20 protein-coding genes are annotated in these 23,032 nt (G+C 45.2%); 13 read left to right on the top strand and 7 right to left on the bottom strand.

Annotated elements, in window-relative coordinates; genetic code table 11:
* The first annotated feature begins 384 nt into the window (after window positions 1-384).
* The 8 genes from GO493_RS19670 to GO493_RS19645 all read left to right on the top strand — a co-directional run bounded on the left by GO493_RS19670 (window position 385) and on the right by GO493_RS19645 (window position 9,857).
* Complete coding sequence (locus GO493_RS19670) at window positions 385-3,501, top strand: SusC/RagA family TonB-linked outer membrane protein (protein WP_157307945.1); 3,117 nt, start codon at window positions 385-387, stop codon at window positions 3,499-3,501.
* Between the two features lie 11 nt (window positions 3,502-3,512).
* Window positions 3,513-4,970 (top strand): RagB/SusD family nutrient uptake outer membrane protein, encoded by a 1,458-nt coding sequence (locus tag GO493_RS19665; RefSeq protein ID WP_157307944.1) that lies wholly within the window; start codon window positions 3,513-3,515, stop codon window positions 4,968-4,970.
* Window positions 4,971-4,985: 15 nt separating this feature from the next.
* Window positions 4,986-6,833, top strand: coding sequence for a sulfatase-like hydrolase/transferase (locus GO493_RS19660; protein ID WP_157307943.1), 1,848 nt, complete (start codon window positions 4,986-4,988; stop codon window positions 6,831-6,833).
* A 1-nt stretch (window position 6,834) separates the two neighbouring features.
* Window positions 6,835-6,957: a hypothetical protein gene (locus tag GO493_RS31285; protein ID WP_262885976.1), complete on the top strand. Its 123-nt coding sequence runs from the start codon at window positions 6,835-6,837 to the stop codon at window positions 6,955-6,957.
* 10 nt (window positions 6,958-6,967) lie between these two features.
* Window positions 6,968-7,129: a hypothetical protein gene (locus GO493_RS30895; RefSeq protein WP_198315775.1), complete on the top strand. Its 162-nt coding sequence runs from the start codon at window positions 6,968-6,970 to the stop codon at window positions 7,127-7,129.
* 19 nt (window positions 7,130-7,148) lie between these two features.
* A complete protein-coding gene (locus GO493_RS19655) occupies window positions 7,149-8,018 on the top strand; it encodes a sterol desaturase family protein (RefSeq protein WP_157307942.1) in 870 nt (289 codons plus the stop codon).
* A gap of 99 nt (window positions 8,019-8,117) precedes the next feature.
* Window positions 8,118-8,525, top strand: coding sequence for an RNA polymerase sigma factor (locus GO493_RS19650; RefSeq protein ID WP_157307941.1), 408 nt, complete (start codon window positions 8,118-8,120; stop codon window positions 8,523-8,525).
* A 90-nt stretch (window positions 8,526-8,615) separates the two neighbouring features.
* Window positions 8,616-9,857, top strand: coding sequence for a TlpA disulfide reductase family protein (locus tag GO493_RS19645; protein WP_157307940.1), 1,242 nt, complete (start codon window positions 8,616-8,618; stop codon window positions 9,855-9,857).
* Between the two features lie 91 nt (window positions 9,858-9,948).
* Here the strand turns inward: GO493_RS19645 and GO493_RS19640 are convergent, their stop codons facing one another.
* Both GO493_RS19640 and GO493_RS19635 read right to left on the bottom strand, forming a co-directional pair.
* A complete protein-coding gene (locus GO493_RS19640; protein ID WP_157307939.1) occupies window positions 9,949-10,248 on the bottom strand; it encodes a YtxH domain-containing protein in 300 nt (99 codons plus the stop codon).
* A 61-nt stretch (window positions 10,249-10,309) separates the two neighbouring features.
* Window positions 10,310-11,032: an SRPBCC family protein gene (locus GO493_RS19635; RefSeq protein ID WP_157307938.1), complete on the bottom strand. Its 723-nt coding sequence runs from the start codon at window positions 11,030-11,032 to the stop codon at window positions 10,310-10,312.
* A 186-nt stretch (window positions 11,033-11,218) separates the two neighbouring features.
* Here GO493_RS19635 and GO493_RS19630 point away from each other — a divergent pair, with 186 nt between their 5' ends.
* Window positions 11,219-12,064 carry a 3-keto-disaccharide hydrolase gene (locus tag GO493_RS19630; RefSeq protein WP_157307937.1) on the top strand — a complete coding sequence of 282 codons (846 nt, stop codon included), beginning with the start codon at window positions 11,219-11,221 and terminating at the stop codon, window positions 12,062-12,064.
* A 13-nt stretch (window positions 12,065-12,077) separates the two neighbouring features.
* Here GO493_RS19630 and GO493_RS19625 read toward each other — a convergent pair whose 3' ends face one another.
* The 4 genes from GO493_RS19625 to GO493_RS19610 form a co-directional block, all read right to left on the bottom strand.
* Entirely contained in the window at window positions 12,078-12,257 is a 180-nt protein-coding gene (locus GO493_RS19625; protein ID WP_157307936.1) for a hypothetical protein, read from the bottom strand.
* Between the two features lie 104 nt (window positions 12,258-12,361).
* Entirely contained in the window at window positions 12,362-13,735 is a 1,374-nt protein-coding gene (locus GO493_RS19620; RefSeq protein ID WP_157307935.1) for a glucoamylase family protein, read from the bottom strand.
* Window positions 13,736-13,756: 21 nt separating this feature from the next.
* Window positions 13,757-15,259, bottom strand: coding sequence for a RagB/SusD family nutrient uptake outer membrane protein (locus tag GO493_RS19615; protein WP_157307934.1), 1,503 nt, complete (start codon window positions 15,257-15,259; stop codon window positions 13,757-13,759).
* 17 nt (window positions 15,260-15,276) lie between these two features.
* The gene (locus GO493_RS19610) at window positions 15,277-18,336 is read right to left on the bottom strand and encodes a SusC/RagA family TonB-linked outer membrane protein (protein ID WP_198315774.1); all 3,060 of its coding nucleotides are present in this window, start codon (window positions 18,334-18,336) and stop codon (window positions 15,277-15,279) included.
* 789 nt (window positions 18,337-19,125) lie between these two features.
* Here GO493_RS19610 and GO493_RS19605 point away from each other — a divergent pair.
* Window positions 19,126-19,842 (top strand): RNA ligase family protein, encoded by a 717-nt coding sequence (locus tag GO493_RS19605; protein ID WP_157307932.1) that lies wholly within the window; start codon window positions 19,126-19,128, stop codon window positions 19,840-19,842.
* Entirely contained in the window at window positions 19,820-20,935 is a 1,116-nt protein-coding gene (locus GO493_RS19600) for an AAA family ATPase (RefSeq protein WP_157307931.1), read from the top strand. The genes GO493_RS19605 and GO493_RS19600 overlap by 23 nt, the downstream gene beginning before the upstream one ends.
* 23 nt (window positions 20,936-20,958) lie before the next feature.
* On the opposite strand, the gene GO493_RS19595 is transcribed toward GO493_RS19600, so the two are convergent.
* A complete protein-coding gene (locus GO493_RS19595; protein ID WP_157307930.1) occupies window positions 20,959-21,759 on the bottom strand; it encodes a hypothetical protein in 801 nt (266 codons plus the stop codon).
* Window positions 21,760-21,941: 182 nt separating this feature from the next.
* Here GO493_RS19595 and GO493_RS19590 point away from each other — a divergent pair, with 182 nt between their 5' ends.
* Entirely contained in the window at window positions 21,942-22,385 is a 444-nt protein-coding gene (locus GO493_RS19590) for a lipocalin-like domain-containing protein (RefSeq protein WP_157307929.1), read from the top strand.
* A gap of 92 nt (window positions 22,386-22,477) precedes the next feature.
* The gene (locus GO493_RS19585; protein ID WP_157307928.1) at window positions 22,478-22,966 is read left to right on the top strand and encodes a protease; all 489 of its coding nucleotides are present in this window, start codon (window positions 22,478-22,480) and stop codon (window positions 22,964-22,966) included.
* Window positions 22,967-23,032 lie beyond the last annotated feature (66 nt).

Raw genomic sequence — 23,032 nt, 5'->3', positions numbered from 1 at the left:
AAACTTTTTTAACATTTAATAACCTATTAGTTTGGTAGACTAATAAATACTTTCTATTTTTGGATTCAATATGACTAAAAAGGGATCAACCATAATTCTTAAACAATGCTGCTATAGCAATATGGCAGACAGTTGTTGTTGTTGATATACTAATTCTTTTCCCTGGCTGCACAGCCCACCTTTCTCTGCCAATTCAAAATCATATTTATGTCATTAAAAAAGAAAAACGACCGTAACATCCCGTGTAGCGTGGAGGTACATTAAAAAGAATGGCCGGAACTGCGGCAACAGTTTCCGGCCGGACTAAACAAAGCTTTGGAAATACAATTCAGCGACAGAATCGCTGGAGGGTATCTTATTGTCTAATCGATAACTACAAAATTAATGAAAAAAGTTCTCTTGCTAGTATCCTGGCTTTCAGGAATAGCACCTGTAACACTTTGGGCGCAATCCGCCACTGATCCTGTAATTAATGCTACTCTTTCCGGAACAGTTGTTGACAGTAAAACATTAAGCCCTATTATCGGGGCCCTGGTCAGAATCAAAGGCACTACCAACCAGGTACTCACGGACGCAAAAGGAAAATTCAACTTCAGGACAGGCCAGAAATTACCATTTATAGTAGAAGCTGCCTTTATAGGCTATAAGAAACAGGAAATAGAGGCGCAAAGCTCTCCCTTACAGATCGTGCTGCAGGAAACAGAAAGCCAGCTGAACGAGGTAGTAGTAGTGGGTTATGGTACACAACGTAAAAGCGATCTCACAGGCTCTGTAACCAGTATTTCAAAAGCTGTGCTTTCCCAGCCGGCCGCCTCGTTCGATAACCTGCTGCAGGGAGCCGCACCAGGCATTGCTGTTACCCAAAGCTCCGGTCAGCCAGGAAGCACAGCTACCATCCGCGTGCGCGGCGGTAACTCCATCAGCTTTGGTAATGCACCATTATATGTGATAGACGGATTTATCATCTATAATAATAATGACTATGCTAATACCGGTGCTTCCAACGGTAGCAGTGTAAATGCACTATCCACCATCAATCCTAGTGATATTGAATCCATAGAAGTCCTGAAAGATGCCTCTGCCACTGCTATCTATGGTTCCCGCGGGGCCAACGGCGTGATCATTATAACTACCAAACGGGGTAAGAGAGGACGGGATGAGGTCAATTATCATGTTTATGCAGGACAGCAGGAAGTACGCAAAACGCTGCCCCTCCTGGATGCTTCACAATGGGGTGCCCTGGTCAATGATATAAACAAGAGCACTAATAGTCCGCTTACATATACAGAATCAGACCTTGCCGCATTGGGAAAAGGCTCTGACTGGCAGAATGCAGCGCTCAGGAAAGGAAGCCTCCAGAATCATGAGCTGTCTTTTTCCGGAGGGGACGAGAAATCAAGATACCTGGTTTCCGGAAATTATTTTGATCAGCAGGGCATTATTCTCAACACCGGCTTTAAAAGATATTCAGCCCGCGCTAATTATGAAAGGAATGTTTCAGAAAAGCTGAAAATAGCCACCAATATATTTGGCAGTCAGTCTATAGAAGATAAGCTTTACGGTAACGCATATAACAGCCTTAACTTCCAGAGCACTGCCTTTGCCAACCTGTTACAGGTATCGCCGGTGGCAAAGATCCGTAATGATGACGGGAGCTATAATACAACAAGCCCTTACTCCGCCAATCCTACAAATCCTATACAGGATATAGTAGCAACTATCAACCGTACTTACCTGAGACGTGTACTGGGCAATGCCTCGGCAGATTATAAACTTACCCGCGACCTTACCCTCAAGATCACAGGAGGAGCAGACTTTATAAATACAAAACAGAATTACTATTCTCCCAGCTATGCAGGTTCTCCGGGTGGAAGCTCCACAGGTTACGGCTCACAGGGATATGCTTCTGTAGGTAATCTTACCGCTACTACCTGGATCAATGAGAATACGCTTACGTATGATCATGCTTTCAGCAACAAACATTTTCTGAATGTACTGGCAGGATATACTATGCAGCATCAGAAAGATGAATCTGCAGTAGCCAGCGCACAGAAGTTCCCGAATGACCTTACCTCTTTCAATAACCTGAACTATGCCGGTACAGCAGTACTTTCCCTGTCTGACGCGCATGAGTCGTCACTCAACTCTTACCTGGCAAGAGCTAATTACTCCTACCGGCATAAGTATAATGTGACCCTTTCACTCAGAGCTGATGGTTCTTCAAAACTGGGAGCTAACAACCGCTGGGGGTATTTCCCTTCTGTAGGCGTTTCCTGGAATGCAGGTAATGAAGAATTTGCCAGGAGATGGGAGCCTGTTGTGAATGACCTGAAGGTACGTTTGTCAGCCGGAAGGACAGGCAACTCTGAAGTACCTCCATACAGTTCACTGGCAGCGCTTTCTCCATCCAACTATTATTTCAATAACACCCTGGTAACAGGTATCGCTCCCACACAGGTGGCTAACCCTGATCTTAAATGGGAGACCACTACACAATATAACGCGGGCATAGATGTAGGGCTGATCAACAACAGGCTGAATATAACCTTTGACGCCTATTACAAGAAAACGACAGACCTGCTGCTCAATGTACCCTTTCCCCTGTACACAGGTTATGCAAGCGTATTGCAGAACGTAGGCAGTGTGGAGAACAAAGGACTGGAACTCAGCATTACTTCAGACAACATAAAGGGAAAGGAGCTGACCTGGAAAACCACACTGGTAGTGGCTGCCAACAGGAATAAGATATTGAGCCTGGGCTCAGGAGTAGGTTATTACTTCCCGCTGGCGCCAACAGGATATGTTTCTCCGGTAATCGTAAAAGTAGGATTGCCGGTAGGCAGCTTCTGGGGATATAATACCAATGGCCTGCTGACGGCAGAAGACCTCTCCAAGGGAGTACCCTTGCTGGCCGGCGCTCCGCAACAGGTGGGAGATACAAAGTATGTGGATACCAACGGGGATGGAAGCATTACTACTACAGACAAGCACTACCTTGGCACAGCACAACCTAAATTCACCTTTGGACTTTCCAATACACTCAGTTATAAAGGTTTTGATCTTTCTTTCCTTTTCCAGGGTTCATATGGTAATAAGATCTTCAACTTCCTGCAACAGAAAATGGAGATCCCTACATTGTCGCTCAACGCTTCAGCGACATTACTGGACAGGTATAGTGACAGTAATCCCAACGGGAAAGTGGCCCGTGCTACCAACGCTCCTGTAGCACAGGTAACAGACAGGTATGTAGAAAGCGGCTCTTATGTAAAACTGAAGAACCTTTCTCTTGGCTATAGTTTTTCAAAGGGTATTGTGGAACGGCTGCATGCAAAGCAATTACGGTTCTATGTAACAGCCCAGAATATCCTGACATGGACCAGCTATACTGGTCTGGACCCCGAAGTGAATTTCTATGATAATGACAATACCAAGCAAGGTATAGATTACGGGGCTTATCCCAGTACCAAGGCTTTCCTGGCAGGTTTAAATGTTACATTCTAATTACGAGCGCAATGAAATATTCAATTATACTTTTTCTGCTGGCAACAGGTTTGTTCCTGTCCTGCAATAAACTGGATGAAAATCCTGATTCTATTGTTACAGCATCCGAGTTCTATAAAACGAGAGCAGACGCTATTTCCAGCGTAGCAGCCATTTACAGCACACTGAACACAGACGCGGCGGGAGATTTTCCGTTGTATGGAAGGAATCTGAACCTGCTGACCGGCAACGGCAGTGATGACCAGATCTTTAGTCCTTCCAACACGAATACAGATGTGAGGGCATTAGGCACAGCTACTTATGTGCCGGCTAATGACAGGATCAAGAAGAACTGGCAGCAGATCTATTTTGGTATCAGTCGTGCTAATGTGGCGATAGATAATATTCCATCTATCGACTTTGATACTACGCTGCGTGCCCGCCTTATCCGCGAAGCGAAATTCATCAGGGCATTGTTGTACTTCAATGTAGTCCGTTTATGGGGTGATGCGCCGCTTATTCTGCATGATCCTGTCAGTATTGATGTTAATGCACAGAAAGTGAAAAGAACATCGAAAGACAGTATCTATCTGCAGATAATAGCTGATCTGACGGACGCTGCTAATTTACCGAAAACATATACCGGGTCTGACATTGGCCGGGCCACCAGCGGGGCTGCACATGCGCTGCTGGCAAAGGTATATGTGACGAGGAGGGATTGGCCTAATGCGCAGGTGGAGCTTAATACTGTTATTAACGGCGGTTATGGATATGATCTTTTTGCAAACTTCCTGGACGCTTTTCAGCAGGCTACCAAGAACGGAAAGGAGCATATCTTCTCCGTTCAGTTCGGAACAAACCTGGGTGCAAAGAACAGTACCCAATCCCTGAGCAGTGGTAACTTCTCTTCATTCAACACTGCTGTATACCCGGGAGATCAGCCGGCAGATTCTACTCTCTACCAGTTATTTTCAGCCAATGACACCCGCAGGGACGTTACTTTTTTTACCCGCCTTTACAATGCTGCCACAGGGCAATATGTAACATTCACGCCTGCCAGGTTTGCCAAATTCATTGACTATTCCATTTCTCCTCTTACCAACCAGGCACAGAGCGGCATTAACTTCCCTGTGATCCGTTATGCAGATATCCTGTTGTTGCAGGCAGAGGTGTTGAATGAGCGGAATGGCCCTACTGCAGAGGCCTATGCAGCTATCAACCGCGTGAGGAGCCGTGCAAAGATAGCAGACCTGACGCCGGGACTCAACCAGGATGATTTCCGCGATTCTGTATTCCTGGAGAGAAGGAAGGAATTTATACAGGAAGGTATGCGCTGGTTTGACCTTTCACGGAGAGGAGGCAGTTACCTGTATGATGCGTTGAAAAAGCTGCCTGCCAAAACAGGCGCGGCATTGAAAGACACGTTATACCCGATTCCGCAATCAGAAATAGACATCAATAATTTACTCACTAATAATCCTGGCTGGTGATAGCCAAACATCACAATGAAAAAGACGATCCTTATTAGCTTTTTACTTGCAGGCAGCCTGGTATCCATGGCGCAGCAGCCATATCAGGGCGTAGTAGGCAGAACATTGGCAGAATCTAAGGAATGGTGGCCGGAACCGGTGAAGGCGCCGAAAGGCGCACCCAATATTGTCTGGATATTGCTGGACGATGTAGGGTTTGGCGCTTCAAGCACTTTTGGGGGCCTTATCAGCACGCCTACCTTTGACAGCCTGGCCAATAACGGTCTGCGCTATACTAACTTCCACACAGCAGCTATCTGTGCGCCAACCCGTGCTGCACTGCTGACAGGACGTAACCATCATTCCGTGCACATGGGCGGCTTTGCGCATTATTTCTCATCTGCAGGATTCCCCGGTTATGACGGCAGGATACCATCCTCCAAAGGCACCGTTGCTGAGATACTGAAGGAGAGTGGTTATAACACCTTTGCCGTAGGCAAATATGGCATTACTCCCGATGAAGATACTTCTGATGCGGGGCCATTTGACCGCTGGCCTTCCGGTAAAGGTTTTGAGCACTTCTTCGGTTTCCTGGGCTCTGAAACAGATCAGTACAGACCTGCGCTGGTAGAAGATAATGTCAATATCAAACCTGATGGCAGGCATCTGAGTGAACAGATCACAGACAAGGCTATCAGCTATATTGCCCGTCAGAAAAAGGCTGCGCCGGACAAGCCTTTCTTCCTGTACTATGCTCCCGGTGCTACACATGCGCCTCACCAGGTAGCAAAAGAGTGGAGTGATAAGTACAAAGGAAAGTTTGATGAAGGATGGGATGTTTACAGGGAAAAGGTATTTGCCAACCAGAAAAAGCTGGGCATTATACCAGCCGATGCAAAACTGCCGGAACGCAACGCTATCATAAAAGCATGGAATACCCTTACTCCCGGACAGAAGAAATTATATGCCCGCTTCTTTGAAGTATATGCCGGTTATCTTACTTACACTGATTACCAGGTAAGCCGTGTTATCAATTATCTCAGGGAGATCAACCAGCTGGATAATACCCTGATCTTTGTAGTGATAGGTGATAATGGGGCCAGTAAAGAAGGAACACAGGAAGGTATAGTAGAATACAGCAACTCTCCAAGAAGGAACAGGAACATTACACGTGAGGATGCGGCAAAATTCAATGAAGCGCATCTCGATGAGATAGGCACTCCTCAGGCTGACGCCAACTATCCCCTGGGATGGGCGCAGGCTGCCAACACACCTTTCAGGTACTGGAAACAGGATGCCAATACAGAAGGTGGTACCAGGAACCCGCTTATCGTTTTCTATCCGAAAGGCATAAAAGATAAAGGAGGCATCCGTACACAGTATGGACATGTTATAGATCTGCTGCCTACTACACTTGAATTTACCGGCATTCCTTTCCCTGACTCCATTAAAGGGATCAAACAGGATAGCCTGCAGGGAACTTCACTGGTATACTCATTTGATAATGCTGCTGCTCCCTCACGTCATACACAACAGTACTATTATATTTTCGGTACAAGAGCTATCTATAAAGATGGCTGGAAGGCCGGCGTGTCCCATCGCCCCAATTACCTTGACCTGAATGACTATGCTGATCCTTCCCGTCCTGCTGTAGTAAGGGACTTTGATAAAGAGGTATGGGAACTGTATAATCTGAATGAAGACTTTAACGAACGCATCAACCTGGCAGATAAGTATCCGCAAAAGCTGGCAGAGCTGAAACATCTGTTCGAAGAAGACGCTAAGAAATACAATATCTATCCGTTCATAGACTGGGAGGATGTTTTCCAGAGAAGGCTCAGAAATTCTCAGAAGTCAACTATTCCGGTACCCAAACAAAAATAATATGATACTTCAGGACTTCATTCTCCTGGCCAGGAAGATCATTTTAGGTATTATCATTTTCCTTGTGCCACTTATTCTGATAGCCGGCGCATTGTGGCTGGTGCAGAACATATTGTTAACATAAAAACGGTGTCATGAAAACAGATAAGATCACTCTGCAAAAGATTTTCCGGGATATACTGATCAGCGTCCTGCTGTATACATTGCCGGTTATTCTTATGCTGCTCTCATTCCGGCTGACAGGACAACGGCCCTGGAAGAATGCGAATAATACAACAATAAACAGGTCCAGGTAATCACTTAAAACTATTTCTTATGATACAATATCTTGAATTGCTTTTTAAAAACCTCAGCAGCTGGGGATTGCCGGTTATTATGGTGATTGTCGGCATTGTTGAATTTGCCTATGGCCTCTATGAAAGCCGGTGGACAAAAAACGAGCGTATCCTGGATATCGTTTGTTTTATAGTGCCGAAAATAGTGGTAAGACCGCTGATAGCATATACAGGTCTGTTGTTGCTGCCATTTCTTCTGCCTGGCTCAAAAGGCATCTTTTCATGGGTCCCTTTCTGGTGGGGTTTTGCTATTATAGCGGTAGCAGATGATCTTACACAATACTGGTATCACCGTCTGCATCACCAGCTGCCCTGGTTGTGGCGTTTTCACCGCACACACCATTCCGCATCGTATATGGGAATGGCAATGGCCAGCAGGCAGAATATTATCTATACCATTTTCTTTTCGCAGATATACCTGACTACTACACTGGTATACCTGGGGCTGGGGTATCCTGCACTTTTTGTATCAGGCATCAAGTCATTGATCACTACTGCCGCACATTCCAGCATTAAATGGGATAAGCCTTTCTATACCATCAGGTGGCTGAAGCCTGTTGGCTGGATAATGGAAAGAGTTATATCCACACCGGCCACGCATCATGCGCACCATGCAGATACTACAGATGATGGAGTAGGTTACTATAAAGGTAATTTTGGAAATATGTTCTTCATCTGGGATATTATTTTTGGAACTGGTATCATTACACGTCAGTATCCCAGCGGATATGGTATTAAACATTATAAGCAGGAAGAATGGTATGCCCAGTTCCTGTGGCCCGTCTTTAAATCCAGGAAGGAGGGAAGCGAACTCTCGCCCAATGGCCCTATGGTGGGAGATGCGGTGTAGAAAACGGTGACAATAGATAATTATAGCCTCCTTTCGCCAGAAAGGGGGCTATAATTTTTTAACATCATTTGCTATTTTTACACCAAACAGACTGGTGTATTGGATATCAGACACATATATGATGAAAAGGATGTATTGACACGTATTGCAGCTGGAGATGAGGAGGCATTCAGCCTGTTATTCAATCATTACCGCAACCGGATCTACACCATTGCATATAAACTGACGGAATCAGCGCCGCTATCGGAAGAGATACTGCTGGACGTTTTCCTGAAAGTATGGCTGAAGAGAGAACGTCTTTCTGAGCTCGAACACTTTACTGCCTATCTGTTCACTATTACACGGAATCATGTTTTCAGCACACTGAAACAGTTGTCCCTGCGGCGTCAGGCAGAGGATGAAGTTCGCCTGGACGAATATCTGCTGCAGAGCAGCAATACGGATTATTCCCTCCAAGAAAAATACGAGCATTTAAACACCCGGAATATCACCCCAACAAACAGTTAAAATTCTGTTCAGATAATAACAAGACATTGAAACCTGGCAAAATTTTTTATCTTTACATACTCTACTAGGTTTATAGACTTAAAAAGACTTATGCATAGACTTTGGCTTTTATTATGTTTGCCGGCTTTTATTTACGGTACACAACTGGAAAAATGGGACCTGCAGCAAGGCACATGGCAGGCCCGCCTGCACAGACAGGACGGTGCTGATATAGTTTTCAACTTTGAAGTGAAAGACAGTGCCCGCAAGAAGATCATTTATGTGCTAAATGCACAGGACCGGCTGCTGGTAGACGATGTGAAGCTTCAGGGCGATTCGGTTTTTATTAAAATGCCTTTTTTCGACTCCGAATTCAAAGCTGCTTTTAACAAAAGCGGACAATTATCCGGTATCTGGGTACGCCATCTGGCAGACAGAGATGTTAGTATTCCCTTTACCGCAGTACACAATGTAAAACAACGTTTTGAACAGCATACACCGGCAAAAGGGAACGTAACCGGCCGCTGGGCCACCTGGTTCACTTCTCCGGAAGGCAAAGACTCTTCTTATGCAATAGGAGAGTTTAAACAGCAGGGAAATACTGTCTATGGTACTTTTCTGACCTCTACAGGAGATTATCGTTTCCTGGATGGTATCCTGGATGGAGATACATTGAAACTCTCTACTTTTGATGGTTCTCATGCTTATTACTTTACTGCCCGGGTTAATGGAACAACACTGGAAAATGGTGTGTTCTACGCCGGTATAGGCAGCGGTAAAGAGATATGGACCGCCAAAAGGGACGATAAAGCTGCACTGCAGGATGAGAAAACTCTTACCACTGTAAAAGAAGCTAACAGCAAGCTGGATTTTTCTTTCCCCGACATCAATAACAAAAAAATAGGCATTGCGGATAAACGTTTCCAGAACAAAGTTGTAGTGATCACCATCATGGGCTCCTGGTGCCCTAACTGTATGGATGAAACAGGATTCCTGTCAGACTGGTATAAGAGCAATAAAACACGTGGAGTAGAAGTGATAGGACTGGCATATGAACGTACCACCGATTTCGATAAATCCAAAAAGAGCCTGGAAGGTTTCCTGAGAAGATTTGATGTGCAATATCCTGTATTGATCACAGGTGTAACATCAGGAGACGCACAACGCACAGAAAAAACCTTACCGCAGTTAACGAAGATAAAAGGCTTTCCCACTACCATCTTTGTAGATAAAAAAGGGAATGTACGTGAAGTACATACCGGGTTTTCCGGCCCTGGCACAGGTGAGCATTATGAAACATTCAAACAGGATTTCAATAAACTGATAGATGACCTGTTGGCTGAATCAGAATAATATAAACTAAGATATCATAATAAAAATGGCGGTGAGCAGCTACAGCTGCACCGCCATTTCCATTTATTGCTGGTCATCCGTTGTAAACAGATTATAAGGCTTCTCTCTTAAACCTGTCGTATGTTTCCGCGCTTTCGTCAATCAGTTTCATTATCCTTTCTTTTACATCGCTTTTCAACCCGGTAGCCTCATTCTCAAAAATATATTTTAACTCACTTAATCCATCCGCACCTTTCCCCAATAAGCGCCTGAACCGGTTTTGTAACTGATGTGCGCCAAGTCTGATCCTTTTTCTTGTATCTTCCCCGCTTTCGGGAGCGGTCAGAATACCGATCGCTAATCCCGCAGCAACGCCCACCAACGCTCCGCATAGAATTTTTACAGTGCTCATAATGAATTATTTTTTAAGGTGTAACAAATACTAATATCCTGATTTTCAAATATTGGGCCAGTTACGCTGTCATTTCTCCTATTTCCACAAAATGTCTGAAGCGCTGTATATCCTTTTCCACCATTCTCTCAAACGTACTGTTCAGCAGCCAGGCCAGTCCTGTACCTACATAACCTGCCGGCGGACGGTATGCTATAATTACGTTCATCTGTGTTCCGCCGTTCACAGTATCTTCAAATGTTACCTTACCGGCAGTCACTATATCTGAACCGGGGGCAGACCGCCAGCCTATAAGAGAACCAGGCTCATCTTTGATGATCTCCGCCTCCCATTCTATTGTTCCTACACCAGCAGGCCCCTTAGCTACCCAATGGGAATGATAGCTGTCTATTTCAGTAACAGCCGCCAGATGACGCATAAACAAAGGCAGATTGCTTAACAGTCGCCAGAAATTATAAACTTCCGTCCTGGGCTTATCTATGATCAGTTGCTGCCTGATATTGATAGTGCGCGTATGCCGCTCCGCCAGTTTCCTGCCGGCATAGGCAGATAGAGGGCAATTGCCCGAAATGCCCCGGTATAGAAGATAACCACCGGCTACAAGCCGGAATAAGCTACGGATAGGATGTCTGGTAACATTATTAATACCGGATGTGGTGAGCAGGGCCCCGCTCACAATAGAGGCAATACGACCCTGTTTACTGACATTCAGGACATTGGAGCTTTCATAAAGAGGCGTTGCACGGGGTTCTCCATGTCCGTTTAAACTTTGATATGTGTTCATGACAGCATTTTTTTAAGAAAAATAATAAAGCTAAAATCCTGCTTGAATTATAAAACATTGAAAATCATGAAATTGTTTATTTTTATATTGTGGAATTGCGTATAAAAATTCACATCTGTTGCAGAAAAATTTCCTGAAAAATAATTCCATATACTGCCTATCTTAAGCTCTTCAAAATGACAACGTATGAAAAAACTGTTTACCGGCACATTGTTACTGCTTTCTCTGGCCGGCTTTGCGCAAATGAAACCGGGAAAAGGCTGGATCCGGCTCTTTAATGGTAAAGACCTTACCGGATGGGATATTAAGATAAAAGGACATGATCTGAATAATAACTATGGCAATACTTTCAGGGTAGAAGACGGCCTGCTGAAAGTACGCTATGATCAGTACACCAACTTCGATGAACAGTACGGTCATATCTTCTATAAACAGAACTTTTCCGCCTATCTCATTGTAGTGGAATACCGCTTTACGGGCAGCCAGGTAGCCGGCGGACCAGGATGGGCGCTGCGTAACAGCGGAGTGATGCTTCATGGGCAATCTGCCGCCAGCATGGGAAAAGACCAGGATTTCCCCATTTCCCTGGAAGAACAGCTGCTGGGAGGAAATGGCACAGACCCGCGGTCAACGGCTAACCTTTGTACTCCAGGCACCAACGTGGTAATGAATAATAAACTCATTACAGAGCATTGTATTACCTCTACCTCCAAAACATATCATGGAGAACAATGGGTAAGAGCTGCTGCGTTGGTACTGGGTGATTCTGTGATCAAACACATCGTGTTTAAGGATACTGTACTGGTATACAACAAACCACAGGTAGGAGGAGGCAATGTCACAAATGCTGACAATACATTGCTGCAGGAGGGACGCCCGTTAAAAGAAGGCAGTATCTCCCTGCAGAGTGAAAGTCACCCCGTAGATTTCAGAAGAGTAGAACTGTTTAACCTGGAGCCATATATGAATGATCCTGCTAAGCTGGATGCAATACTGAAAAAGCTACAGAAGCGTAAATATAAAAAGTCCTGATACAATTTACCTGTCAGCGGTTGAACGCTATCACCTGTTGATGGAATGAGCTTTCAGGTACTCTGAACTGTATTGCGCCATGAGGCGGACGCGGTGGTTTAGGCGGCCGTGGAGGTCCATGACGGGGAGGGACGCAACTTGCTCCAAGCAACAACATTCCCAGCACCACAGGTATAAATCTGAGCGGTTTCATGTCATAAGTTTTGAGTCTGACAATATAAAATCAAATTATATGCCGTGTAAATAAAAGCGCCGTCTGCAACTGCAGACGGCGCTTTTATTATTACAGTGAAAAGCCTAATTCTTAATATACGGACTTGTAAATCCCAGTTTTTTCAATCCTGCCTGCACTTCAGGACAACTCATAAACAATTTCCATAACAACCCGCTGCGGTAGTTTTCCATCATTACCACAGCCGGGCCCTGATCTATTGCCAGGTAGCGCTGCGGATACCAGTTGTTGCTCTCACTGAAAGCATCATAAAAACCGTATTTACCAAATACCTTACTGCCCATATCATTGTACCAGTGTATCATTGCCTGTTTTGAATATTCAGGCGTATAAGGCATGGAGGAGATAGCAGCAGTAGGAGAGATCACTCCCAGATCAGTCTGTTCTCCCGGAGCATGCGCAGCATACCCGTTCACAGAATAGCTGGCCGTCAATCCCCAGCTGTTGGCGCCATAACCTTTATACCCTTTAGGATTTTCCACACACCAGGCCCTGTTGATCAGGGTATGATTGGTATTATGCGTCCAGTAATCAGCATAGCGGTCTTTCAATTCATGAGGATCAAGCCCCAGGAATGAATAATGAGACCAGAATAATGGCCCGCCGTACTGTTGTGCAAAGTTGTGGGACAATGTCAGGGTGTAGCCGTACGCTGTGATATTACCTTTTATCTGCCCGTTACGCGCCCATCCTTCATGATATACTTCAGCCGGTATGCCGTGTGTAGGAGAGGAGGCAGCCAGTATATACATGATGAGGCATTCGTTGTAACCCGTTACAGCGAAGTTCATTTCCCATTCATATTCGGGGGACCAATGCCAGTACAACACATTCTTGCCATTCCTGTACCAGCTCCAGTCTACTTCTTTCCATAGTTTGTTGATCTGTGCGGCCAGTTGTTTTTCTTCTTCATTCCCATTGGCAAAATACTGTCTTACGCAAAGCAGGCCCTGGACCATGAATGCTGTTTCCACAAGGTCCCCCCCATTGTCTTTCTGGCCAAAGGGTTTCACCTTTCCATTGTCGCCATAGATCCAGTGAGGCCATGCGCCATGGAAGCGGTCTGCCTTTTCCAGGAACTGTACAATGCGCTGCAACTGTTCAAATCCCTGCCTGCGGGTAATATAACCGCGTTCAATACCTGCAAGGATAGCCATCACGCCAAAACCGCTTCCGCCGGTTGTCACAACATTCATGTCATTTTCCGGGTAATCGCCATCCACATGATAACGTTCCCTTGCCATGCCACTGTTAGGTTCAGCGCCATCCCTGAAATACTGGAAGGTATGTTCCTGGACAATGTTGAATACGGAATCTACAGGAAGTGCAACAGTGGTACTATCGCCAGGCGTCTCCTGTGCCGGTTGTCGCGGGCCTTTGCATCCTGAGTATATAACCGGTGCAGCTGCCAGCAGGCTGATAAATAAGGCAGATCTCATATCTGTAAGTTAGTTTTTTTCTTAATACCCGTCGTTCTGTATCAATGCATTACCGCTTGCATCTATCTCTGCCTGGGGAATGGGGAATACTTCATTCTTGCCATCCACAAAATTCTTACCATGCGCACGCAGTACGGTACCTGCACGTCCCTGGCGTACCAGGTCATAGAAGCGGTCATGCTCCATAGCCAGCTCTACTCTTCTCTCATTCCAGATAGCAGTGCGTAATGCTGTCTGGTCTGCCGCACTGGTGTTGCCAAGCTTTGCACGGTTTCTAACTGCATTAAGAGAGGATTGTGCCGTAGAGGTATTTCCCAGTTCATTGGCAGCTTCTGCGTTGATAAGGTAGATATCTCCCATGCGCAGGATGCGTACATTCTTGTTGGTAAGATCTCCGTTACCGTCATAGTTCTCCTGTGTCTGGCTGACATATGCTTTGTAGTTATATCTTTCATTGGCTGCACTTACCAGGATAACGCCGTCAAACAATGTATCGCCTACATGTATAATAGTGGCTTTTTTGCGCACATCACCAGCTTCATAAGCGTTATCCAGGTCCTCGCTGGGGGTGTTAAAACCCCAGCCGGTAGAGGCTCTTGTAACACCGGCAAATACGCCTGCACGTATACCCTGTACAGCAGAATATTGTTGTACGCCTGCTTTCGGGTTGCCCATTTTTCCCTGTATCTCGAAGAGTGATTCTGAGCTGTTCTCACCTATCTCCCGCCAGATGGTAGAGTAGTCGTTCACCAGTGCATAGCTGCCTGCGCTGCCCTGCATGATCTGTGTGGTAAGGTCATATGCCTGCTGATATTTCTTTTCATACAGGCTTACCTTAGCCAGCAGGCCCATAGCTGCGCCTTTGGTAGCGCGGCCTACATCGGCTGCTGCCTGTTCATCGCGGGTGGGCAGTACGCTCATGGCAAAGTTCAGATCACTTTCTATCAGTGTGTAGATCTGTTCTGCCTGTACCTGTGTATTGGCTTTAGCTACTGATTCAGGATTGTTTGCATCCACTACCGTATCCACAAGAGGAATGAACCCGAATGTGCGTACAAGGTTGAAATAATAGAATGCTCTCAGGAACCTGGTTTCCCCTCTCAACCGGCTGGCAGTGGCCGCATCCAGGCGGGTGAACTTTGGAATAGCTGCCAGTGCCTGGTTACAGTTGGAGATGCCCTGGTAGTTACCGCTCCACACACCGGCTACACTGGAGGCAGTAGGAGTGTAGGTGATGGCATCCATAAGGTCTTTGTCAGAACCGTTATCGCCCGGAGAACTGCCTTTGTCGGCATCGTCAGAAGTGATGCTGGTCACACCAATGAATGCAAAGGATGTCTGGTCCCAGGTAAGCAGGTTGGCGTAGCAGGCATTCACAAATTTTGTAGCGTTGCTGTTATCTGAATAAACGGAGTCGTTTCCGGTCTGCAGGTTTTCCGGTGCAGGATTGAGCCAGTCCTTGTTACAGGCGCTCTGTGTCCAGACAAGTCCGGATGCTGCTATGATAAAGAAGTACTTTTTCATTTCTCGGCTGTTAAAAATTAGAAAGAGAGATTAAAACCTGCCATGTAAGTGGAGGTGATCGGGTAAATGTTCAGTTCAATACCAGCAGCAGTGGCAGGGCCCGGCAGCTCTGGCGTATACCCGCTGTATTTCTTGAAAATAACAGGGTTCTGCGCTGTAGCAAATACACGCAGGTTGCTCACGCCGCCCCAGCGGGAAGTAGGTACAGTATACCCGAGAGTGATATTGTTGATACGGAAGAAAGAACCGGATTCAACAAAATATGTGGATGGGACCGGGATAGAGTTGGATGCTCTTGGTATGTTGGTATTTGTATTGGTGGTAGTCCAGCGGTTAGCGGCAACATTTGCTTCTATGTTATCGTTACCGAAACGTACGCCTTTTTTACCATTATACACTTTATTACCCGCATTGCCATAGCAATCTATAGAGAAGTCCAGTCTCTTGTAAGTAAATCCTGCATTGATGCCATAGTAAACTTTAGGCTGATAGGAGCCTGCAAAGATCTTGTCTTTATCATCAATAGCGCCATCTGGTTCTCCTTTGCTTCCGCTTATATCCCTCAATCTGAAATCGCCTGGTTTAGCCCCTGTCAGATGAGCGGAATTATCTATCTCTTCCTGTGTCTGGTAGATGCCATCTGTCTGGTATACCCAGAAGCTGCCTATTGGCTGACCTACCACTGTATTTGTAGTGATCTGGCCATTACCCAGGCTGCCACCCCTCAGCTGGAGATTACCATTTACTTTTTCAACATTGTTCTTATTGAAAGTAATGTTACCGCCAACAAAATAGTAGAAGTCTTTGCTGAGCTCATCTTTCCAGTTCAGGTTGATCTCCACACCTTTGTTGCGAACATCAGCTACCCTTGAAGAAACAGTCTTTTCCTTATCACCGAAAGTACTTGGAACGGTCAGGTCTACATAGGCGTTGGTCAGTTTGTTATAATAGCTTACACCACCGCTCAGTCTGCGTTTCAGGACGGCAAATTCCACTCCTGCATCTATACCCTTGGTAGGCTCCCAGGAAGCGTTCATATCTTTTACCTGGTTGATGGTGATAGCCTGTTGCTGACTTGTACCATTACCGCCAAAGGCATAGTAATAATCCAGGATGGGAATACCGTTCAGTACCGCCAGGTTGGCAATGTTATCATTGCCTACTTTACCATAGCCTGCACGTACTCTCAGATCATTAAATATCTTTTGCTCCTGCATGAAACCTTCTTCTGTGATTATCCAGGAAGCACCTGCAGAGTAGAAGGTCCCCCATTTGTTACCGACAGGGAAGTTACTGGAACCATCCCGCCTGAGTGAGCCGCTGAAGTTGTATTTACGGTTGAAGGTGTAAGTAAGACGGCCATATGCAGAAGCCCTTCTTATCAGTGAACCATTGTCATAAAGCTCCGCGTTGTTCAGATCGCCCTGTGAAAGATACCAGAGGTTACGCTTGTTGGGTACATTCTTTACCTTGGCGCTGAGTGAATCTTCCTTGTTACGTTCTGCTGAATAGCCAACGGTAACAGACAGTTCATGTTTCTCTGCAATAGTCTTGTTGTAAGTAATATTGTTATCGGCTATATAGTAGAAACCATTGCCCCTGGTAGTAGTGAGATGGGAAGTATCATTCTTCTGTACGCTCCATACCATATACGCCGGTACATATATAGTGCTCTTGTTATCTCTCCGGTCAAAGTTGAAGCTGCTGCGTATGGTCAGTCCCTTTAAGAGGGTGAGCTCACCATATACATTACCCTGTAAACGTACCTGGTTAAGGAAATTCGTATTGTATGCCAGGTCTGCAACAGGGTTGGCTATACTCAGGTTAGGCTCATAGCCCCAGCTGCCGTCAGCAAATTTAACGGGAGTGGAAGGTGCCATACGGTAAGCATTGGCAAACTCGTCCGGTTTAGTATTTGTTTTGGATATATTCACGTTCAGGTTATGCCCCAGTTTAAAGAAAGGAGCCAGGCGGTATTCATTGTTGATGCGGATCACGCCACGGGTATAATCGCTTCCTTTCACAATACCGTTGTCCTTGAAATAACCTGCGCTGAAGTAGTATGTGGTTTTCTCACTGCCACCGCTGATGTTCAGTGTATAGTTCTGGACCATGCCTTTGCGGGTGATCTCGTCAAACCAGTTTGTATTGGAACGCAGTGTGTCGAGATCAAAAATGGCAGGTTTGCCGTCGTAGATATTTGCTTCATTGGTATACTGTGCATATGCGCGGGCATCGGCCATTTTTACTTTGGACGTAGCAGCCCTGAAGCCGGAATAAGCGTCAACGCCTATCTTCATTTTGCCGGCCTTGCCTTTCTTTGTGGTGATAAGCACCACTCCATTGCCTGCACGGCTACCATAGATAGCCTGGGCAGAAGCGTCTTTCAGTACTTCGATAGATTCGATGTCTGAGTTGTTAATGTTGGTGATATCTGTAGTGATCATTCCATCTACTACATACACCGGATTGGCATCGCCGGTAACAGAACTTACGCCCCTGATGCGCATCTGTGGTTGTCCGCCGGGAGTACCGCTGGCCATTACCTGTACGCCGGGTGTTTTAGCCTGCAGGCCCTGTGCGGCGGTCAATACCGGTTGTTTGGTGATCTCAGCACCTTTTACAGAGCTGATGGAGCCTACTACCTGGCTTCTGCGCTGGGTGCCATAACCTACCACTACCACCTGGTCTAACTGACTGGTGCCTGTTTTTAAGGTTACGTTGAGCGTAGCATTACCATTTACCGGCACTTCCTGTACGGTGTAGCCGATAGACGTAAATACCAGTGTTGCATTGGCATCTGCCACAATAGTATAATTACCTTCTGCATCGGATGTAGTACCCCTGGAAGTGCCTTTAACAGCAATGGAAACACCCGGCAGCGCTTCTCCGTTATCTCCTGTTATTTTACCCTTAATGGTAATATCTGCACGCTTTGCGGCAGTTATTTTTGTAAAAGGAATTTCAGCTTTGGCAGCTGAGGGCATGGCCGTAAACATGCATATAGTTGATAGTGGTACCAGGCATAGCAAACCTGATGCCCGCCTGTGGCGGACAGCCTTCATGAGATTGCTCATTTTATAATAATTGTAGTAAAAAGTATTCAGCGCTTATGGCTGTGTTTAGTCACTCTGTAGCAGAGAAATGCATTAAGGTGAATGCACAGGATTCATGACGATAAGAGATCTACACATTGAAGTGGAATTTTATTGATGAATGAATATATGGGCCGTTACAGACATGACTATACTACTGCCTGTTCAGCAAAAAATATAAGATAGCGGGTGAATAAAGCTGTTTTATTATCACCGCATAAAAAGCAGTCCCCCAGAGGGCAAAAGGTTAAATTACATAACGTTTATAGTTCAATAGTTAAGCAAAAATAACCGGGTTAGCTACCTGGATATTGCATGCCCTAAAGTTCACATAGTTTCGTTGTTCATAATAAATCAGTTTCCACAAATAACGTGTAAGGCTACATCATTTTCGGTAAAACATTAACAATGCGTGGGCTAAGATAGGAATATTTATTTAACCTGAATAACGTGAGGTACAAAAATGCTATACTTCATCGCACAATTGTACCGGTTGGTATGTGTGATGATTTCACTCATCAGTTGAATAATACAATTGGCAGAAAATACTGAAAATCTTATAATGTCTTAGTTTCGCCCTCCGCCAGAAAAATCAGACTGATTCACTATCCGAATCAGATTTGTATAAAAATACTTACCTTCGCAACTCAATTTAAAAACAGACAAACTTTGCGTCATGTAATATCACAGGCATATCATTGTTAGCTTCGCCACCCACATCCCCGTGGGTATGGCCTGTGAATCCTTTTTTCTTAATATAAATCCCATGACATGGCTATTTCAGAAAAATATAGCCGTACTTATCATTTTCCGTTCTCGCCTGGTACTACCAGCGATGATCGTATTCAGCATGATTACTGGCAATGTATCAGTAACATTCCACAGCTGATACATACGGAAAAGCTGGACGGTGAAAATAATTGCCTGTCCCGTTACGGAGTATTTGCGCGCTCTCATGCAGCGCCCACTACTTCTCCGTGGACAGAAAGCCTGCGCCGCTACTGGCAACTGATCAAAAATGATCTCGGCAACCTGGAGATCTTCCTGGAAAATCTCTATGCAGTACATTCTATTGCATACCATCGCCTGGACCATCATTTCTATGTGTTCGCCATCAGGGAAAACGATCGTTGGCTCAGCTGGGAAGAGACCGGTTTTTATGCCGCTATGCTGGACCTGCCGGTAGTACCTGTAATTAAGAGTTCAGGTACGCCTCTTGTAAAAGAGATCTTTGAACAGGAAATACTCAGCATAGTAAGCGGACCCGGCGCTTTTGATGCGCATGATGCTATTACTGGTCAGCCCGCTACTATGGAAGGTATTGTAACGCGTGACGCAGATAGTTTTGCTGTTGCAGCATTTGCACAGCATGTATTTAAACATGTCAGGAAAGGGCACGTTAAAACAGATGCACACTGGACGCGCAACTGGCGCCGTGCCCGCCTGAATAATGAAGGAGGTAACTATGTGGACTATTACTCCAGATAAAAGCTGGACATATCTTGAAAATACTTACGACTGGGTCCGTATCATGAAAGAGATACCCCAGGACCCTGTACACCACGCAGAAGGTAATGTTGCTATTCATACACAGATGGTGCTGGATGCGTTGCAGGATTTACCTGCCTATAGGTTATTAGACCCGCAGGATAAAGAAATGCTCTGGGCAGCAGCGCTGCTGCATGACGTGGAAAAACGCAGTACCACGGTCATTGAGCCGGATGGTCATATATCTTCTGCGGGCCATGCCAGGAAAGGAGAAGGAACGGCACGACAGATCCTTTACAGGGACATCCCGGCCCCTTTTCATATCCGTGAACAGATAGCCAAACTGGTACGCTTTCACAGCCTGCCTCTCTGGTTGCTGGAAAGGAGGGACCCCTTACGCACCATTATCAATGCTTCCCTGCAGGTAAATACTGAATACCTGGCGTTGCTGGCACGTGCAGACGTAATAGGGCGTACCTGTTACGATAAGGCCGATCTGCTGTACAGGATAGACTGCTTCGAAGAATATTGTAAAGAGAAAGATTGCTGGGGTAGTTCCTGGCAGTTCCCCTCTGCGACTGCCCGTATGCATTACCTGCGGAAGGATGGAACGGAACCTGCATATACTCCTTACAAAGCAGGGGAGAACAAAGTGGTGATCATGAGCGGACTGCCAGGCGCAGGTAAGGATTCCTATATACGGAAACATTATCCGCGGCCCCAATGGGCTATAGTTTCACTGGATGATCTGCGGAGTTCTATGAATATCGCTCCGACAGACAAAAGTGGGAACGGCCGTGTAATACAGGCTGCTAAAGAACTGGCCCGCACACATCTGCGTAATAAGCAACCCTTTGTCTGGAATGCCACCAATACAACGCATCAGATGCGTGAACAGCTGATAGGGCTTTGTTTACAATATGATGCATATATTACCGTCGTATATGTGGAAGTACCTTATAAAGACCTTTTCAGGCAGAATAAAAGCAGGGAGGCTGTAGTGCCTCTGCCTGTCATGCAAAAGCTGATCAGCAAACTGGAAATACCTGATCTGACGGAAGCACATGAAGTGATATATGAAGTGCCTTGTTAATTAACAGGGCACTTTTAAATGCCTTACCATTTTTCATCATGCACTCTCCTTGCAAAAATAGCTGTGGCAATTGCGCTTATATTTAACTTCTCTGCCGGGTCCAGCTCATTGTAAAACCAGATATTCCGTTCAATCAGATCAATAATAGCCACCACACCGCCACTGGTACTTAATTCATAACCTGATAATAATTTAAACGGCAGTTTTCTTATTTTACCATCCTCTGCTTCTGTTTCTTTAATATTCAGCGGCTTTATAAAGATGGTGTCAACACCATTTGTTGCCAGTCCATGAGCGCCCGGCTTAATATAGGTAAATGGGTTCCTGTCATTTTCAGCCTTCCTGTCATAAATATTTGTCATCAGCAATTCCCAGTTTTTGCTTTCCTGTGTTGTGTCGACACTGATAAGGGCTGAAAATATATACTTGTATTGCTGCAATTGCTCAAAGGGATTATATATATTCTTATTGATGGCCTCATAGGTCAACGTTTTTGTGACTTCTTTTTCATCAGCATAGATCTCTACAATGTTCCTGCCATCTGTCAACGCATAACGGAACCTGGCTTTCTCCTTTTTTACGCCTTCCTCTTTCTGGATGCCAACCTGGTTCCATAACAGGTTTTCCAGGAAAAAACCGCGCCCTCCCCACCCGGGATAACTTAAATGGATGCCTCTTTTTATCCTGGAAGTGTTAAAATTGGCGAAAGACATTCTGTTGCCCCTTGCTCCGCTTACATGCTGCATGGTTGCCTGTTCCTTAAATTTTTCGGGAATGGACAGCTTTATTGAAGTACTACAGCTTACCAGTGAAGCTACACACATGACTAATAGTATGTTTTTCATTTGATTCATTGAATGTTACAAGTTAATTATTATAGTACCTCTTTTTTCAAAAAAGGGTTGGGTAACCCTCAAAAAGATTTTTTTTCATTTTAGCCAACCCTTTGGACCAACGGGAGGGTATTACTATCAAACAACAATTAATATCCTTTCAAACAAAAAGTATGAAAACAACTACAATGAAATGGGCCTTAATGGCAATTATGTCCGGAAGCATGTTTTTTTCCTGTAAAAAAGAGAAAGAGAATACGCCTGAATGCGGAAAAACCCTGACAGGTCTTGCCGGTTCTTACAAATTGACAGCCTTGCAATACAAATCCGGCGCAAATGCTGAACCTGCAGACTATATGGCTTATATGGACGATTGTGAGAAAGATAATCTCCTGGTCCTGAAAAGCGACGGAACCTACGATTATAATGATATAGGGTCCGTTTGCTCCCCAGACGGAACTGAGCACGGTACCTGGGTGGTTGAGGGCAACACTTTAACCAGCGACGGGATCTTAAATGGTACTATTGGCAGCTATGATTGCAAAACATTGGTCTATTATATAGATAACGCTATTGAAAAAGGGGACAGGCTGACATATACATTGGTAAGACAGTAGGGATGTCACGTCCGGAGGGTTGAGTGTTTATGCAATCATTTTGACTTAATTGCACAAAGAGCTTACTTTTGGCAAAGTAAATTCAATTTTAAATGCGAAACCCTCTTATGATCGTGGCAGCCCTGCTGTCAGTTTTTACCTTTTCTGCCTGTAAGCATACGCAAAAAACAACAAACAGCCAGGCTGGCAATGAAGGACTTACAGCTGTAATGTCAGTTCCCCAGTCAGTAAAAACAGGCGCCCCTGTTACCTTGAAGTTCACTGTAAGCAACAATTCTGCAAAGGACCTGAAATTCTGTAAATGGCATACGCCTTTTGAAGGATTTCTTAATTCTTACTTTGACATTAAGGATGGTAGTGGTACTGATGCCCGTTACAAAGGTGTGATGGCAAAAAGAGTAATGCCGCCTCCTGCTGAATCTTACATCACCGTAAAAGCAGGTAAAAGCATCTCTGCTGAAGTAGACCTACTGAAAGCATATGATCTTTCCACTCCCGGTACCTACAAAGTAATTTACCAGGGTGGTAGCATGAGCGGTATTGAAAAAGTTAATGAAGTGAATGTAACAATCACTAAATAACACTGATCATGTCAATAAAAAAGCTCCCGCCGGTTTTGTGCGGGAGCTTTTTTGTGTACTATATTT

Source organism: Chitinophaga tropicalis, from assembly GCF_009758205.1.
GTDB lineage: Bacteria > Bacteroidota > Bacteroidia > Chitinophagales > Chitinophagaceae > Chitinophaga > Chitinophaga tropicalis.
This window is presented reverse-complemented; position numbering and strand designations above follow the sequence as displayed.